This window comes from Pseudodesulfovibrio halophilus DSM 5663, from assembly GCF_059568665.1.
Map to the genome: position 1 here is coordinate 177,643 of NZ_JCANTV010000011.1, position 14,541 is coordinate 192,183.

Below are 14,541 nucleotides of genomic sequence, written 5' to 3' on the forward strand. Positions count from 1 at the left end.
TGTCCGTCACTGGTTGATATGGCATCGGTTGCAGGCGTTCTCCCCGTATGGGCCGGCGCCGAAGCGCTCGTGGCATCCCATGCACCGCTCGTGGAAGGCGGCGACCCGGGCCGGGATGGAGTTGGAGACCGGGTCCTTGTGGCAATCCGAGCACGGAGTGAAGGTGATCATCTCAGGCGGGACGATCTTTCGCGTGTGGCAGTAGCCGCATTTGCGGTAACCGGTTTCCAGCCTGTCCTGATGGCACTGGGCGCAGCGCTCGTGCGCCGCGTTCATGAGCGAGGGCTTTTCGGCGTCGCCGGGGCCGTGGCAATTGGAGCACCGCTGTGGTTCTTCTTCTATTTCGGGGCCGTGATGGCAGTCGGTGCAGTCGTATGTGTAGTCGTTGATATGCCCCTCGTGGTCGAAGGGGGAGATGTCCGCCCGGGCGTGGTGGCAGCTGGCGCACTGGCTCCGGGGCATCTGCATTTCGCTGTGTTGCTCGAGATATTCCGTGCTGAACTTCGAGGGGTGGCAGTCGGTGCAGCGGGGCGGGTTGGGGTCGTTGCCGCTCGTGTGGTGGCAGTCCTCGCAGGCTATCCCATATCCGTCGAGGTGCGACTGATGCGTGAAAAGCACATTGCCGCCCTTGGTCTCGAGGAGGACCTTTACGGGGGGAGAGTCCGTGTCGGCCGGGGTGACGTAGCCGAGCACCGAGACCACAAGCAGGATCACGGCAATGACGGTTATCGGAATGTATCGTCTACGCAAAAGGCTCCCCCCGAATGGAAATTCTTAATTCTACTGTGTAACGAAAACAACGGAGTTTCGTCCACCTCTTTCCCGAATTGTTATGTGTCCCGCTCGTGTTCTTGCCTGCGAACCGTTTATGGTTTTTCAGTTTTAATCATACTTTAAGAGTCTGATTTTATTGTAGCAGTTTTGTAAAACGGGTGTTTCCTATGGACGCATGACCGCCACGGATCCGTGACGGCCTCCTGCTAAGGAAGGGCAGATTCAGATTTTTTTGCTCGTAACAACCCAACTTCTGGAGGAATGCAATGAGGGGATTTGCCGCCAAAGCGGTCCTGCTGGTGCTTTTTGCGGTGCTGGCGCTGGGCTGCGACAACAGTAAACAGAAGGCCGAAACACCTTCCGCCGATCAGCCCAAGGTCAAGTATGTGATGCTGTTCATCGGTGACGGAATGGGGCTGCCGCAGCGTGCCGCCACCGAGCAGTTCCTCGGCCGCAAGTTGCACGTCGACTCCATGCCCGCGCAGGGAATCACCACGACTTTCGCGAACGACCGCTTCATCACCGGCTCCGCGGCTTCTGCCACTGCGCTGGCTTCCGGAATCAAGACCAACATCAACTATATCGGCGTGGACCCGGATTTCAGGCCCGTGAAGACCATTGCGGAAATGGCCCGCGACAACGGCATGAAGGTCGGCATCGTCTCCAGCGTCTCCATTGACCACGCCACTCCCGCCGCGTTTTATTCCCATGTGAAGACCCGCAAGATGTATCATGAGATCGACTGCCAGCTGGCCGACTCCGGTTTCGACTTTTTCGCAGGCGGCGGGCTGAAGGACCCTGAAGGCAAACGCTCCAAGAATCCGCAGGGCAACGCGGTGGAAAAGGCCAAGGCCAACGGCTACAAGGTGGTTACCGACAGGGACTCCTTCATGACGCTCAAGCCCGGCGACGGCAAGGTGCTGGCGTGGAACGCCAGGCTGCCCGACGGCAAGGCGCTGCCTTACGCCATGGACATGGACGGCAAGGACATCACGCTTCCCGAGTTCACCGCCAAGGCCATCGAGATGCTCGACAATGAAAACGGCTTCTTCCTGATGGTCGAGGGCGGCAAGATCGACTGGGCCTGTCACGCCAACGACGCGGCCGCTTCCGTGCGCAACACCGTGGCCTTCGACGATTCCGTGAAGGTTGGCATGGACTTTCTGGCCAAGCATCCCGACGAGACCCTCATCGTGGTCACCGGCGACCACGAGTGCGGTGGTCTGACTCTCGGCTTTGCAGGCACCAAGTACAAGAGCTACTTTGAAGTGCTCGGCGCGCAGAAGGCTTCCTTCCAGAAATTCACCGACGAGATTATGCCCGCTTTCAAGGCCAAGGGCGGTACGTTCGAGGACATGAAGCCGCTCATCACCGAGTATTTCGGTCTCAAGTTCGAAGGCGATCCCTCCAAGGACCGCCTCGTGCTGGCACCGTATCAGGTGGAAAGCGTGCGCAAGGCCTTTGAACGCAGCATGGAAGGCAAGCAGGAAAAATCCGGCGAGCAGACCTACCTGCTGTATGGCGGCTACGACCCGCTCGCCATGTCCCTGACCCACGCGCTCAACAACAACGCGGGGCTCTCCTGGACTTCTTACAAGCACACCGGTGTTCCGGTCTCAACTTCCGCAATCGGCGTGGGGCATGAGCGCTTCAACGGTTCCTACGACAACGTGGATGTGGCGCTTCGTCTCATGGACCTGATGGGAATGGAGGCCAAGGCTCAGTACCTGCCCGCTGAAAACACGGCCATGGCGCAGTAGCAATTCAAGAACCGCAGTCCGGGGCGGCGTTGCCATGCGCCGTCCCGGTTCATTTTCAGGATGACCATGCTCCGATCCCGCCGCCGAGATGTCGCCGTAGTAGTTCTTTTCCTGCTCCTGTGCGTCGTGTTGTACCTTGTCCCCACGGGGTTCGAAAACAGACACAAGGATGACTCCGTCCGCAGCGAGGCGCTCGTGCTGGAGGTGGATGATTCGGAGATTCACAGTTACGGTCTGATCCGCAAGGGTACCCAGACCGTGGTGATGCGAATGCTCGACGGCCCTTTCGAGGGAATGGTTCTCGAGGGGGACAACCAGCTTCTCGGGCAGCTCGACAGGGATAAACTGTTCCGGTCCGGGGACCGCGCGCTGGCGGTCATCACGCCCGGGCCCGAAGGCCGCCCGCAGGTGGTCAATCCGCAGGCGCACTATCGCATCGGTCTTGAGCTGTGGCTGCTCGGGCTGTTTGCGGTGCTTCTGCTCGTGTTCGGCGGGTGGACCGGAGCGCGTGCGCTGCTCTCGTTTCTTTTCACCGGGCTCATGCTCTGGAAGGTGCTGGTGCCGCTGATGCTTCAGGGCGTGCCGCCCGTACCACTGGCTCTCGGCGTGGTCGCGCTCCTGAGCGCCGCGATCATTTTCCTTGTGGCCGGTCCTACCAGAGCCGGGCTCACCGCGTTCGCCGGGGCCTTCATGGGCATCCTCTCAAGCTGCCTGCTCGCGTTGTGGTTCACGGACAAGTTTCATGTGCACGGCGCGGTAATGCCCTTTGCGGAGACCCTCCTGTATTCCGGGTACGAATATCTGGACCTGACCGCCATCTTCGTTTCGGGCGTGTTTCTGGCTTCGTCCGGAGCGGTCATGGATCTTGCCATGGATGTGGCCGCGAGCATGCGGGAGGTGGTGGAGAAGAAGCCCGGCATCGAGCGGGGCGAGGCGGTCATGTCGGGCATCCGTGTCGGACGCGCGGTGGTGGGGACCATGACGACCACGCTCCTGCTGGCTTATTCGGGGGGATATCTGACGCTGCTCATGGCCTTCATGGCGCAGGGCATCCCGCTGACGAGCACCTTCAACTTCGTATACGTTGCGGCGGAAGTACTGCGGACGCTGGTAGGGAGTTTCGGGTTGGTGCTTGTCGCACCGTTCACGGCGTTGGCGGGCGGCATTCTGCTCACCGGTCAGCGCCGGGAGGAGAAGGCTCCGCTCACGGCCCACGCCGCGCAGAACCCCGCACCCAGCCACCAGAGCGCCTCGGCCAGCTTTACTGACTGAAGCAGGTAGAGCAGCTTTACGAACCACGTCAGAGATAACCGCGTGGCCACGGCGAAAAGGTCCACGTCGATGAATCGGGCGAAGTCCATGAGGGTTATCCACTCCCGGCCGTCGCTGCCGAGGCTCATGACAGCCTGCAACCCGAGAACCAGCAGGCAACCCGTCCAACTCAATATGCAGAGGTATCGAAACATCAGGTGAATACTGAACCGTTTCGCCCCGGAGCGCAATTTGTCTTTTCCATAATTGCCCTGACCGGGCCGAATTGCTAACGTACGCGCAAAGGATTGAGGGGTAGGCATGCAGCTGGTCGTCGGAGACAGGGCCCTGTTCGAATTTCCGCCCTTGGGCGACAGGTTCGTGGGGGTGGTGACCGAAAACGACCCGGAAAACGGGATCGTTGCCTATGTCTCGACGCCTGCGTATGCCGCCGGAAGAATCCTCGCCAACGCTCCCGCCATGGTCTTTTTTGCTCGCGAAGGTCGCCTCATGGGCTTCCGGGCCATTGTCGAGGAGTCACACCATGGCTCCGGTACGACGGTGCGCCTCCTCCCCGAAGGATTTCCCGAAGACATGGACGTGCGAAGCGAGCCGAGGGCCGTCTGTTCCTTTCCGGCCACGCTGACCAACGGAAGCGATGTCCATGAGGGCTTCCTCGTGGACATGAGTCCGTCCGCCGCCCGTATGCGGCTGACTCCTGGAGATGACATCCCGGAGGTTGGTGCGCGGGCCATGCTGCGGTTTCGGGTCTTCGGAGCCGGGGACCACTATGAGGTACCGTGCAGCGTCTATCGCCGCTTTGTGAAAGAGGACGTTCCCCACGCCGTCCTGACGTTCGACGACCCGGCAGAGGAGTTCCGCCGGGCCGTCGCCGAATTCATCGAGTATCAGCGCCAGGCAGGCGCCCTGAACCCTATTTGAACTGCTTTGCGTGGGCTGCCGCGGACACGCCCGCAACGCAGCCTTCCCCAACGGCCTTGGCCATCTGCAGCGGAGGACCGGTGATGTCTCCGGCCGCGAACACGCCCTTGACGTTGGTCCGCTGCTTGCGGTCAACATCCACATAGCGCATGGACTCGTCCATGGTCAGGCCGAGGCTGGCCGCCAGCTCGAGCACTCCCTTGGCGCCCAGTTCGATGAACACCCCGGCGCAGTCGAGCTTTTCACCGTCGTCGAGGGTCACGCCGGTCACGGCATGTTCGCCTTCGATCTTTTGGATTGAGCGCCCCTCGTGCAGGATCACGCCCGCGTCCACGAGTCTCAGCCGCAGCTTTTCGCTGACGTCGAGCTCGTCGCAGACCAGATGGGTCTCCGATGCATGATGACTGAGGGTCACGGCGCCCCCGGCAGCGGCGCTGCGGCAGCCCGCAACCACGACGACCTCTTTCTTGAAGAAGCCCGCGTCGCAGTCAGCGCAGTAGCTCACGCCCTTGCCGAGCAGTTCCTTCTCGCCCGGGACGCCGAGTTTGTTGCGCGTGGTGCCGGTGGCGATAATCAGTGATCTGGCCTCGATTATCTCTCCGCTTTCGGTTTCCATGACGATGAGATCGTCCTTTTTCTCGACCTTCAGCACGTCCTCGTCGAAGAACTCCGCGCCGAATGCCTGAGCCTGTTCGCGTCCGGTCCGCAGGATTTCCTCGCCCGAGACCTTGAACATGCAGCAGTAGTTCTCAACATGCGCCCAGAAGAGGCTGCTGTCGGCGATTCTGCCCAGCAGCAGGGTGGACGCTTTCTTTCGGGATGCGTGGATGGCGGCCTGAATCCCTCCGGGGCCGGAACCGAGAATGACCACATCGTATTGTCTGGCGAGTTCGCTCATGTGCTACTCCTTTTGAGTTGTCGAAAACGCTCACCAGTCTACCAGTTCGCCCGTTTTTGGCAACAGGTGACAGGTCAGCCCTTTGTGACGAAAGGAACGGAAAGCATCCCCGGCAGACGGGAATAGCGGATGTCGCGCAGGATGTTCAGCCCGATCGTCATGCCGTCGTGCCCGTCGTCCGGCTGGGCCTTGTAGGTGGTGAAGAGGTAGTCCCACCACGGAACACAGAATCCGTAGTTGCGGTTGGCTTCCCGCATGTCCGTGGAGTGGTGTACGCGGTGCATGTCGGGCGTCACCAGAATCTTGCGCAGGGCGGCGTCCAGCCGCAGCGGGAGCCTGAGGTTGGCGTGGTTGAAAAGGGAACAGGCGTTGAGAATCACCTCGAAGGCCACCACTGCGGCGAAAGGTGCGCCGAGCATCGCCACCAGTGCGCACTTCAGGAGCATGGACGCGCCGATCTCGATGGGGTGGAACCGCACGCCGGTGCTTGTGTCGATGTCGAGGTCCGCGTGGTGCATCCGGTGTATCCGCCAGAGCGGGCGGATGCGATGAAAGGCCACGTGCTGCCAGTAGATGGCAAGATCCAGCACGAGCAGCGAGACGGCGAAGGATATCCAGTAAGGCGGTTGAAGCTGGTGCAGCAGGCCCCAGCCGCGTTCGGCCGCCACGATGGCGGTGGATGCCGGGAGCACGGGGAAGAGCAGGCGCACCAGTCCGGCGGAAAAAATCGATATCCCGACGTTGTTGGCGAAAGTGGCGAGTTTCGGCTTGCGCGGGGTGCGCCGGGGCCACAGAGTCTCCGCCGCGAGCATCACGAGCAGGACGGCCATGAACGAGCCGGACCGCAGCAGTGCTTCGGTGCCCATGCGCGGCTCCCTATACGTCCTTGGCGGAGTTGGAGAGTCCGCGCGAGTCTCCGAGCTGTCCGATGACCGGCGTCCACGGCTTGCCGTAAACCCTCTGGAACAGCTTGGCCGCCTCCGGGAAGTCGTTGCACATCTTCAGGGCGATGGCGACGTTCTTGCCCGCGTCCTCCTTGTGCCCCATGAAGTAGTAGGCCTTGGCCATGTTGAAGTAGATGTTCTCGTCGTTCGGGGTCAGTTCCAGCGCCTGCTTGTAGGCGTGCAGCGCGCCGGGGTAGTCCCCCTGACGGCGCAGGCGCACGCCGAGGCTGTTATAGGGGTTCGGGGTTTCCGAATCGTACTTGAGAATCTCGATGAAGATGGCCTTGGTCTCTTCCAGCTTGTCGAACTGGGCGTAAACGTCGGCGGCCTTCTGCAGATAGTGCTTGGTGGCCTCGTCGTCGCCCTTGCCCTTGTAGGCGTCGGCAAGTCCCTTGTAGGCCTCGCCGAAGAGGTCGTTGATCTTGACCGCCTTCTTGAAGGAGACAATGGCCTTGCCGTACTTGTGCTGCACCAGATAGTTGCAGCCCATGTCGTAGTAGCGCTGGGCCTCGTCCTGATAGGAGATGAGCTCCTCGAACGCCTCTATGGCTTCGTCGAACTCCCCGCGGCTGACCATCTCCTTGGCTTCCTGAAGTTCCAGCTCCTCGATCTCCGGGTAGTTGTCGAGCTGCTTGGCGAGTACCAGATAGCGCTCCATGGTGGCGATGGAGTAAGGGCGCAGGACGTACCCGGCACATCCCGCAGCGATGGCGTCCAGAACGTGGTCCTTGCGGTTTTCCAGCGTGACCATGATCACCGGGGGCGGGTTGTGGGTGTTCTTGCGGACTATCTGGCAGAACTTCACGCCCTGCATGTCGCTCGCAGTGGAGTCGCACAGGATCAGGTCCACGTTGTTCTGGCCTATGTAGTCCACCGCCTCGGTGCCCGAGGAAAACGTCTTGACGTATTCGGGAGCGAAATTTTTGATGGTTTCCGTGTCGCGACGTGCGTGGACTTCCACGTCGGTCACCACCACGACGTGCCGGAAAGCCTTGTATGCCTTGCTGCCGAGTTTGTTCATTCGTTCGCCTTTGGAATTGGTTGGGTCTACCCAAAGACAAGAGTAGACGGAACCGGCGGTATTCGCAAGAAGGTTAGCCGCCTCTTTTCCTGCTGGCGTGGGTCGTGACCGAATCCCGAAGTGTTTTGAATTCGGCGGTTTCGGGCAGGTGGGCGAAGATGCGGTCAAGCAACCCGTCGTCCAGGACACGGCCGCAGGAGTACGGGTGGTTCAGGTCGTACACCCAGCCTGCGAGAAGGATGAGAAAGTCGTTGGTCCAGCGGATGAGCTCGTAGTCGCCCAGCCTGCCGGAGAGGATCTGCTCGAACAGTTCGGGCGTGAATCTGTCCGGGTCGGGAGTGGCGCCGTGCATGACCACGGGGTTGTCGCCTCCTCGGTCGCAGTGGTCCAGAATCACGGGCAGAATGTCCAGCTTGTCGGCGTCGCGAACCACCGAGAGGGCTGTGCGGATGGCGGGGGTGGTCTTGACCGGGATGGACCGGACGTTGTGCAGGGCCACGGCGCCAACGGTCAGCCGTCGGATCGGCTCCGGGACGCCGTCGAGCAGGCCGTGGGTCTTGATGGCCCTGATGCTGAGGCGGGCATGGTTGGCTGATTCGGCGTCGCGGAACGTGCCGTAGTCGCGGTACTGAATGAATCGACCGGCGTCGTGATAGACCGCCGCGAGGAGCGCGGCCTCCCGCATGGGGGAGGGGATGTCCTCGGCGTCCGTGATGGCCTTTGCGTTTTCGACCACGCGCATGGTGTGGTCGTATTTGAGGATCACGTTTTCGTCCCCGTCCTTCATGAACGGGGCGGCGAAATCGTTGAAGCGGGAGAGGTGCTCCCGCAGCGGGATCGTGGTCATTTGAGCGAGCGCATCTTGATCTTGTATTCGGCCTCGTTGATTTCTCCGGCCTCGTACTGGCGGTCCAGCTCCTCGATCTCCCGACGGGTCTCCTCTTCGGCCTCGCGGTCCATCTCGTGGTCGCGGAAAATGCCTTTGGGGCCGAACAGGACGCGCACGAAGAGCAGGATGAGCCCCATGAGCGCGATGACGAAGGCCAGCCTGGCCAGATTGGGAAGCAGCGTCTGGCCGTAGCCGGGGCCGAAGGGCCACAGCCGCCATTCGGGATTGCTGAAGAATTCCTGAAGGCTTGTCAGGAATAGCAGGTGGTCGGGCATGATTGTTACTCCCTGAAAAATGCTGGTCGGTTGGGAGAATGCTTACTTCTTCCGGGATGATCCTGCAAGGGATGGATGACGGAATCCTGACAGCGCCGGGGTTGAAGATTGCCGCGCTTGGCCTTATCGTGTATGAGAGCGCAATCCATCCCGGAGAGGTTTATGCGCATACTCATTGTGGAAGATGAATACACGAGCCGCAAGCTGCTTACCTCGCTTCTCTCCGACTACGGAAAGTGCGATACCGCGTCCGACGGCAAGAGCGGGGTTGAGGCCTTTGAAAAGGCCCTCGCAGACGGCGCCCCGTACGGTCTCGTGTGTCTGGATATCATGATGCCCGTCATGGACGGCCACGAGGCCCTGAAGGCCATTCGCGATGTCGAGGCGAGGCACGGCGTCCGGGCCCAGAGCGAAGTGAAGGTCATCATGGTCACGGCCATCAACGACCCGGTCACGGTGGTCAAGGCCTATTATCAGGGCGGCGTTGCCGCATACATTCCCAAGCCGGTGGAGATAGATACGCTCCTTTCCGTGCTGAGGGATCTGGAAGTTATTACCTGAGGATTACTCATGTCCCTGAAGAAATTGATTTTGGCCGCAGCGACCGTTCTGGCACTGCCCACTACCGCCGTCGCGGCGGTTCCCGGTTTCGCCGGGATGCACGTGGTGGACCTGATCCTTCTCGGTTTTCTCGTCTTTCTGCTGATCCGCGTGTTCAAGCGTCGTTTCGGCGGGAATCGGGATCAGCATCGCGGTCCCGGAGCCGGCACTCCTCCCGAGGACACAACCGGACAGGATGAAGAGCGCGGCGCACCGCGTGACCGCTACGACGTGGCAAAGGCCACCTGGGACATGCTCTCTTCGGAGCCCGAACAGCCGCAGCAGTCGGCGCCGCCCAGAACAAACACGTCTGGAGAGGACTTCGATCCGGCCGAGTTCATCGAGGGCGCGAAGCTCTTCTTCACTCGTCTCCAGCAGGCGAAAGACGCCGGAACGCTGGATGAAATGCGCGATTTTCTGGCCCCTTCCCTTTACGAGGAGCTCAAGCAGGAGGCCGCAGGCGGCGACGCGGCCCGTACCGAGGTGATGCTGGTCGAGGCGCGTCTGGCCGACCGCAGAACCGAGGACGGCAAGACCTTCGTCTCCGTGCTCTTCGACGCCACCCTGCGACGCGGGGCTTCCGGCGAGACGCCCTACAATTACCGCGGCGTCTGGGAATTCTCCCGTACAGAGGGCGATTCGAACGCCCTGTGGACACTGGAGAAGATGGACAGGGTCGATCACTAGGCCTTTTGTATCCCCATACAAATACCCGGAGGGTATATACTTGTCCGCCAAGGATTTTGATCTGAACCAGTCGCTTGAAGCGCTGGTTGCCGAGGCCGAACGACGTTTCGGCGGCATAGTGTACGAAGAGGTGACCATTGCGGGTGCCACCTTGCAGATCCCGCAGATAAAGGACATGCCACGGTATCTGGACCGTCTGGTCGGCAAGACCCGTCCCGGCGATTCCGTGGAACTGCCGCTGTGGGCCAAGATGTGGCCGTCCTGCCTGATGCTCGGCATGTTCATGGCCCGCTGCCCGCTTCCGGAGGGCGCGCGCGTGCTCGAGGTGGGCGCAGGCGTCGGCGTTTCCGGGCTGGTGGCCGCCAGCCGCGGCTTGAAGGTCACGGTTTCCGATGTCGAACCCGACGCGCTGCTGTTCAGCCGAATCGGGGCGCTGAAAAATGGTCTTGAGGCAAATGTCGAGGTTGTCGACTGCGACTTCACCAAGGACGAGCTGCCCAACCGTTTCGACATGATCATAGGTTGCGAGATTCTGTATCAGGACCATGTGTACGAACCGCTGCATGCGTTTCTTGACCGCCACCTCGTCGAAGAACCGGAGGCGGAGATCGTCATCGCGCTCGACAGCGTCCGCAAGGGGCAGGGCTTTTTCCAGCGCGCCGAGGGCCGCTACCGCATGATGAAGCAGTCCTTCCCCTACAAGGACGAGGAAACCGGACAGGAGCGGGCGTCCGTGCTGTACAGGCTTCGGAGAGCTTCCTGATGATCCGGCTCAAGGACTGTTTCAAAACGTACACCAAGGATCAGGACAAGGCCGCTTCGCCCGAGGATACCGTCAGTCGCGTCAGGGCGTGTCTGGCCGAAACCTGTGAAGGGGTGCTGGCAGAGACCGACCGCGTTGACACGGGCCGCCTCGGTATTCCGGTTTTCGTGAGCAAGTGCGGACCGAAAGCGGCCGAGGTCATGCCAACCCGCAAGCAGATGGGCAAGGGCGCCTCGCCGGAGCAGGCCGAGGCTTCCGCGCTCATGGAGCTGGTGGAGCGCTTCAGCTATTTCACCTTCTGGAGTACCGAAGACAATTTCGAAAAACTTACATGGTCCGAAGCTGCCGCAAAGTGGCCGGAAAGTATCATGCCGGTCTCCGAAGTCCTTCAGTCCGTCGGTGAAGAAGACATGGCCGAAGAAGACGCGGTACGCATTCTGGATCTCATCAGCTGGCGCTTCCATCCCGCGCACGATGTTGCTTCCGGAAAGGATGTGCATGTACCTCTGGACTGGTTCAAGAAGCTCAACGAATTCAATGGGTCGTCAGCCGGAAATACCTTTGAGGAGTCCATCCTGCAGGGGGCGTGCGAGCTGGTGGAGCGCCATGTCTGCGCCGTAGTGGACCGGACCTCGCCGGAGCTTCCCACCATCGACCCGGCCACGTCCGATGATCCGGTTCTGGAGCGGCTTTGCAGCTGCTTCGCCGATAATGGCGTGAAGCTGATCCTCAAGGATTTCACGCTTGGCTTCCCCGTTCCCACGGTTGGAGCGTTGGCGTGGGATCCTTCCACGTTCCCGGGGTTGAGCGAAATCGTCTACACCGCCGGAACGTCCGCCACTCCGGAAAAGGCCGCGGTGCGGGCCGTGACCGAGATCGCCCAGCTCGCCGGCGACTTCGAGACCAGCCGTGTTTACGAGGCTTCCGGGCTGCCGAAGTATACCGATCCCGAACAGACCGAGTGGCTTCAGGCCGGACCGGTGTGCAGGCTGGACGAACTGCCGGAGGTCGAGGACGAGAATATCCGCGCCGAGCTGGCCTCGCTGGCCGAGGGCCTGCGCGATATGGGGTACACCCTGTATTCCGTGGACACCACGCACCCGGAACTCGGTGTGACCGCCAACTACAATTTCGTGCCCGGGTTTCTGTTCCGCGAGCGTACGCCCCATGCCAGCCTCGGCATGTTCGTCGGCCGCGCGCTGGCTGAGGATGCACCGTTCGACGAAGCGCTGGAAGGGCTGGACGTGTTGGCTCAGGTGTATCCCGAGGCGCATTTCGTGCCGTTCTTCCAGGGGATGCTGGCGCTGCGCATGGATGACATCATGTACGCCGCCGATCGTTTCGCCGATGCCGAACCCCTGCAGCCGGCGCGGGAGGAGGCCGCACTCTGCGCGTTCTATCAGGCCTATGCCCTGACGCTGGCCGAGGAATGGGCGGACGCAGTGCCGCATCTTGACAGAGCCATCGGATACGATGCGGATGTGAAGGAGTTTTTCAACCTGCGCGGCGTGTGCCGGTTCCGTATGGGAGATTATAACTCCGCGGCCGAGGATTTTCAGGCCTCGCTTGACATCGACTCCGGCAACCCCGAAGACCTCGCAAACCTCGGGCTCTGCCACAAGTTCATGGGCAACGCATCGGAAGCGCTGGACTATCTTGACGTGGCCCTGTCCATGAATCCGGGGCTCGAATGGGCGCGCCCTCATCACGAGGAACTTCTTGCCTTGCAAGGATAAATTTCTTCGCTGAGAGACAGGGGAAAACACGGCGACATGGTTGACAAAAGACGAGTTCTGACATTATAGACGTTGTCAGACTTAGCGACAAACGCAACAAGTCACCGAACAGCGGATCGCTGTTTAATGATAATGATAGGCTCCGGATCAAAATCCGGAAACATGTAAGCAAATCATCCTTACTAGGAGGAAACCATGGCTGTTGTCGAATTCCAGGGTAAGACTTTCGAAGTTGATGAAGACGGCTTCCTGCAGCGTTTTGAAGACTGGACCCCTGAGTGGGTTGACTACGTCAAAGACACTGAAGGCATCAAGGAACTCACCGAAGACCACCAGAAGGTCATCGACTTCCTGCAGGACTACTACAAGAAGAACGGCATCGCTCCGATGGTCCGCATCCTCTCCAAGGTCACCGGCTTCAAGCTGAAGCAGATCTACGAACTGTTCCCCTCCGGACCGGGCAAGGGAGCCTGTAAGATGGCTGGTCTGCCCAAGCCCACCGGCTGCGTCTAGTTCTTCGACGCAATCAAGTGGATATCAAGGCGGGAACCGAAAGGTTCCCGCCTTTTTTGCGTTCGGGGTTGCTATCCCTCACCCACTGCTGTCCGGTTACTTCAGCCGTCCATCCCGACTCCCCTTGACGGTTCGCCACCTTTCTGCCGTTAGCTCCTTTCTTTCCCGGCCTGTTCACCCGCTCGGATCGAGCGAAGCGGTTATGTGAAAAAACGGACATTCCCCTCTGTCTCATAAGACAAATCAGCATGTCTTTCGAGACGAAGGATATGTAGATGAAGTGGTCACATTATGTGTAACCGCCTGAATGTGCATATTTTTCCCTGTAGAGGGTGCGTCTGTCGAAGATTGTCGCTGTTTTTGAGCCCGGTTGTTGAACGTCTGCATGACCGCGCTGAATGCCGGAAAAGCTGTGGCAGTGTTCCGGTTTATGGACTGAGAAACACGGCTGTCCGAAAAATCGGACAGTCGTGTTTGTGAGCTGTTTTGGCATAACATGTTGTTATTTATGATGTAAGCGGCAAGGTGTCAGTGTGAATGGTGTCTTGTTTTTCGGACTTTTTGGTAAATCGTCGCAGAAGTGTCTTCTGCTTGCGCGATATTTCACATTCGGCATGCCTTGTATCGTGCTTCCAATGGGCCGTTGCATATCCCCGGCATAGTGGGACTCTTGAATATCTCTCGAAAAAATCTGTCTTAGTCAGCTTTCTGTGGCACGCTCCGTGCTAATTGGTGATTGGTTTGATTGATCAATCAAGATGCGTCCGGTTCGGTCGCGATATTTCTTTCGGCATGCTGCAGTGTGCCGGAAAGCGAAAAGGCAGAGGCCGGGGAGAGCTCGCCGCGGGGCCATAGGCGGCGGGGCTTCCACACATGAAAGCAAAGCTCAGGATCCAGGAGGGCGAGGGCACTAGGAGAACTCAGGACATTGATCCAACGCCGGTTTTTTTTCTGAGTCGGAACGACTCGCAGTATGAGGAAATTACTTCAGAAGAGGTTTTGATCCGTTGAAGAACAGATATATCCCGATAACAATAATCGTCGCCGTTCTTTGCGCCACCGCGCTGGTCGGCTACCTGACGCCTTCGGGCGAGCAGGAAGTGCCGCCCCGTGTGATTCTGGACAACGCGGGCGGCAGGGTGATCTTCACCCATGCGGCTCATACCGAGGACTACGGCTTCGCCTGTGTCGACTGTCATCACGACGACATCGGTCAGGAGCAGTTCATTTCCTGCGGCAGCTGTCATCCTTCCGAGTTTGATGAAACCTTCCGTGCCGAGCACCAGAACAATTTCGAAAACGAAGACGCCTGCCTGCGCTGTCACTACGACCCGCCGCAGGAAGAGCTCGCGGAAGACAATCGTCCCGATACCGAATTCATCCCCACTCGTGCCGACGCTTTCCACGCCCAGTGCATGAACTGTCATGAAGACATGGGTGCGGGGCCCTACGGCGACGACACCTGTTACGACTGTCATGCGAGGTAGC

16 protein-coding genes are annotated in these 14,541 nt (G+C 60.0%); 9 read left to right on the forward strand and 7 right to left on the reverse strand.

Annotated elements, in window-relative coordinates; genetic code table 11:
• Positions 1-6: 6 nt before the first annotated feature.
• Positions 7-750 (reverse strand): cytochrome c3 family protein, encoded by a 744-nt coding sequence (locus BR24_RS09780; protein WP_496541306.1) that lies wholly within the window; start codon positions 748-750, stop codon positions 7-9.
• Positions 751-1,040: 290 nt separating this feature from the next.
• On the opposite strand from BR24_RS09780, the gene BR24_RS09785 reads away from it, so the two are divergent.
• Both BR24_RS09785 and BR24_RS09790 read left to right on the forward strand, forming a co-directional pair.
• Positions 1,041-2,534, forward strand: coding sequence for an alkaline phosphatase (locus tag BR24_RS09785; protein WP_496541307.1), 1,494 nt, complete (start codon positions 1,041-1,043; stop codon positions 2,532-2,534).
• A gap of 60 nt (positions 2,535-2,594) precedes the next feature.
• Complete coding sequence (locus BR24_RS09790; protein ID WP_496541308.1) at positions 2,595-3,806, forward strand: YibE/F family protein; 1,212 nt, start codon at positions 2,595-2,597, stop codon at positions 3,804-3,806.
• Here BR24_RS09790 and BR24_RS09795 read toward each other — a convergent pair.
• The gene (locus tag BR24_RS09795; RefSeq protein WP_496541309.1) at positions 3,713-3,979 is read right to left on the reverse strand and encodes a hypothetical protein; all 267 of its coding nucleotides are present in this window, start codon (positions 3,977-3,979) and stop codon (positions 3,713-3,715) included. The genes BR24_RS09790 and BR24_RS09795 overlap by 94 nt on opposite strands.
• A gap of 127 nt (positions 3,980-4,106) precedes the next feature.
• Here BR24_RS09795 and BR24_RS09800 point away from each other — a divergent pair, with 127 nt between their 5' ends.
• Complete coding sequence (locus BR24_RS09800) at positions 4,107-4,727, forward strand: PilZ domain-containing protein (protein WP_496541310.1); 621 nt, start codon at positions 4,107-4,109, stop codon at positions 4,725-4,727.
• On the opposite strand, the gene BR24_RS09805 is transcribed toward BR24_RS09800, so the two are convergent.
• The 5 genes from BR24_RS09805 to BR24_RS09825 all read right to left on the reverse strand — a co-directional run bounded on the left by BR24_RS09805 (position 4,720) and on the right by BR24_RS09825 (position 8,754).
• Positions 4,720-5,625 carry an NAD(P)/FAD-dependent oxidoreductase gene (locus BR24_RS09805; RefSeq protein WP_496541311.1) on the reverse strand — a complete coding sequence of 302 codons (906 nt, stop codon included), beginning with the start codon at positions 5,623-5,625 and terminating at the stop codon, positions 4,720-4,722. The two genes, BR24_RS09800 and BR24_RS09805, sit on opposite strands and share 8 nt — an antisense overlap.
• 74 nt (positions 5,626-5,699) lie before the next feature.
• Entirely contained in the window at positions 5,700-6,491 is a 792-nt protein-coding gene (locus BR24_RS09810) for a sterol desaturase family protein (protein WP_496541312.1), read from the reverse strand.
• 10 nt (positions 6,492-6,501) lie between these two features.
• On the reverse strand, positions 6,502-7,590 hold the full coding sequence (locus BR24_RS09815) for a tetratricopeptide repeat protein (RefSeq protein ID WP_496541313.1): 1,089 nt from the start codon (positions 7,588-7,590) through the stop codon (positions 6,502-6,504).
• A gap of 73 nt (positions 7,591-7,663) precedes the next feature.
• Positions 7,664-8,437, reverse strand: coding sequence for an HD domain-containing protein (locus BR24_RS09820; protein ID WP_496541314.1), 774 nt, complete (start codon positions 8,435-8,437; stop codon positions 7,664-7,666).
• On the reverse strand, positions 8,434-8,754 hold the full coding sequence (locus tag BR24_RS09825) for an SHOCT domain-containing protein (RefSeq protein WP_496541315.1): 321 nt from the start codon (positions 8,752-8,754) through the stop codon (positions 8,434-8,436). Before BR24_RS09825 ends, BR24_RS09820 begins: the two co-directional genes overlap by 4 nt.
• Before the next feature lie 162 nt (positions 8,755-8,916).
• Here BR24_RS09825 and BR24_RS09830 point away from each other — a divergent pair, with 162 nt between their 5' ends.
• The 6 genes from BR24_RS09830 (at position 8,917) to BR24_RS09855 (ending at position 14,540) form a co-directional block, all read left to right on the forward strand.
• Positions 8,917-9,315: a response regulator gene (locus tag BR24_RS09830; protein WP_496541316.1), complete on the forward strand. Its 399-nt coding sequence runs from the start codon at positions 8,917-8,919 to the stop codon at positions 9,313-9,315.
• Positions 9,316-9,324: 9 nt separating this feature from the next.
• On the forward strand, positions 9,325-10,041 hold the full coding sequence (locus tag BR24_RS09835; RefSeq protein ID WP_496541317.1) for a Tim44 domain-containing protein: 717 nt from the start codon (positions 9,325-9,327) through the stop codon (positions 10,039-10,041).
• A gap of 40 nt (positions 10,042-10,081) precedes the next feature.
• Complete coding sequence (locus tag BR24_RS09840; RefSeq protein WP_496541318.1) at positions 10,082-10,804, forward strand: class I SAM-dependent methyltransferase; 723 nt, start codon at positions 10,082-10,084, stop codon at positions 10,802-10,804.
• Positions 10,804-12,540 (forward strand): YcaO-like family protein, encoded by a 1,737-nt coding sequence (locus BR24_RS09845; RefSeq protein ID WP_496541319.1) that lies wholly within the window; start codon positions 10,804-10,806, stop codon positions 12,538-12,540. The genes BR24_RS09840 and BR24_RS09845 overlap by 1 nt, the downstream gene beginning before the upstream one ends.
• 195 nt (positions 12,541-12,735) lie before the next feature.
• Positions 12,736-13,053, forward strand: a complete 318-nt coding sequence (locus BR24_RS09850) for a TusE/DsrC/DsvC family sulfur relay protein (RefSeq protein ID WP_018123293.1) — start codon at positions 12,736-12,738, stop codon at positions 13,051-13,053.
• 1,007 nt (positions 13,054-14,060) lie between these two features.
• Positions 14,061-14,540 (forward strand): cytochrome c3 family protein, encoded by a 480-nt coding sequence (locus BR24_RS09855; protein WP_496541320.1) that lies wholly within the window; start codon positions 14,061-14,063, stop codon positions 14,538-14,540.
• Position 14,541: the final 1 nt, after the last annotated feature.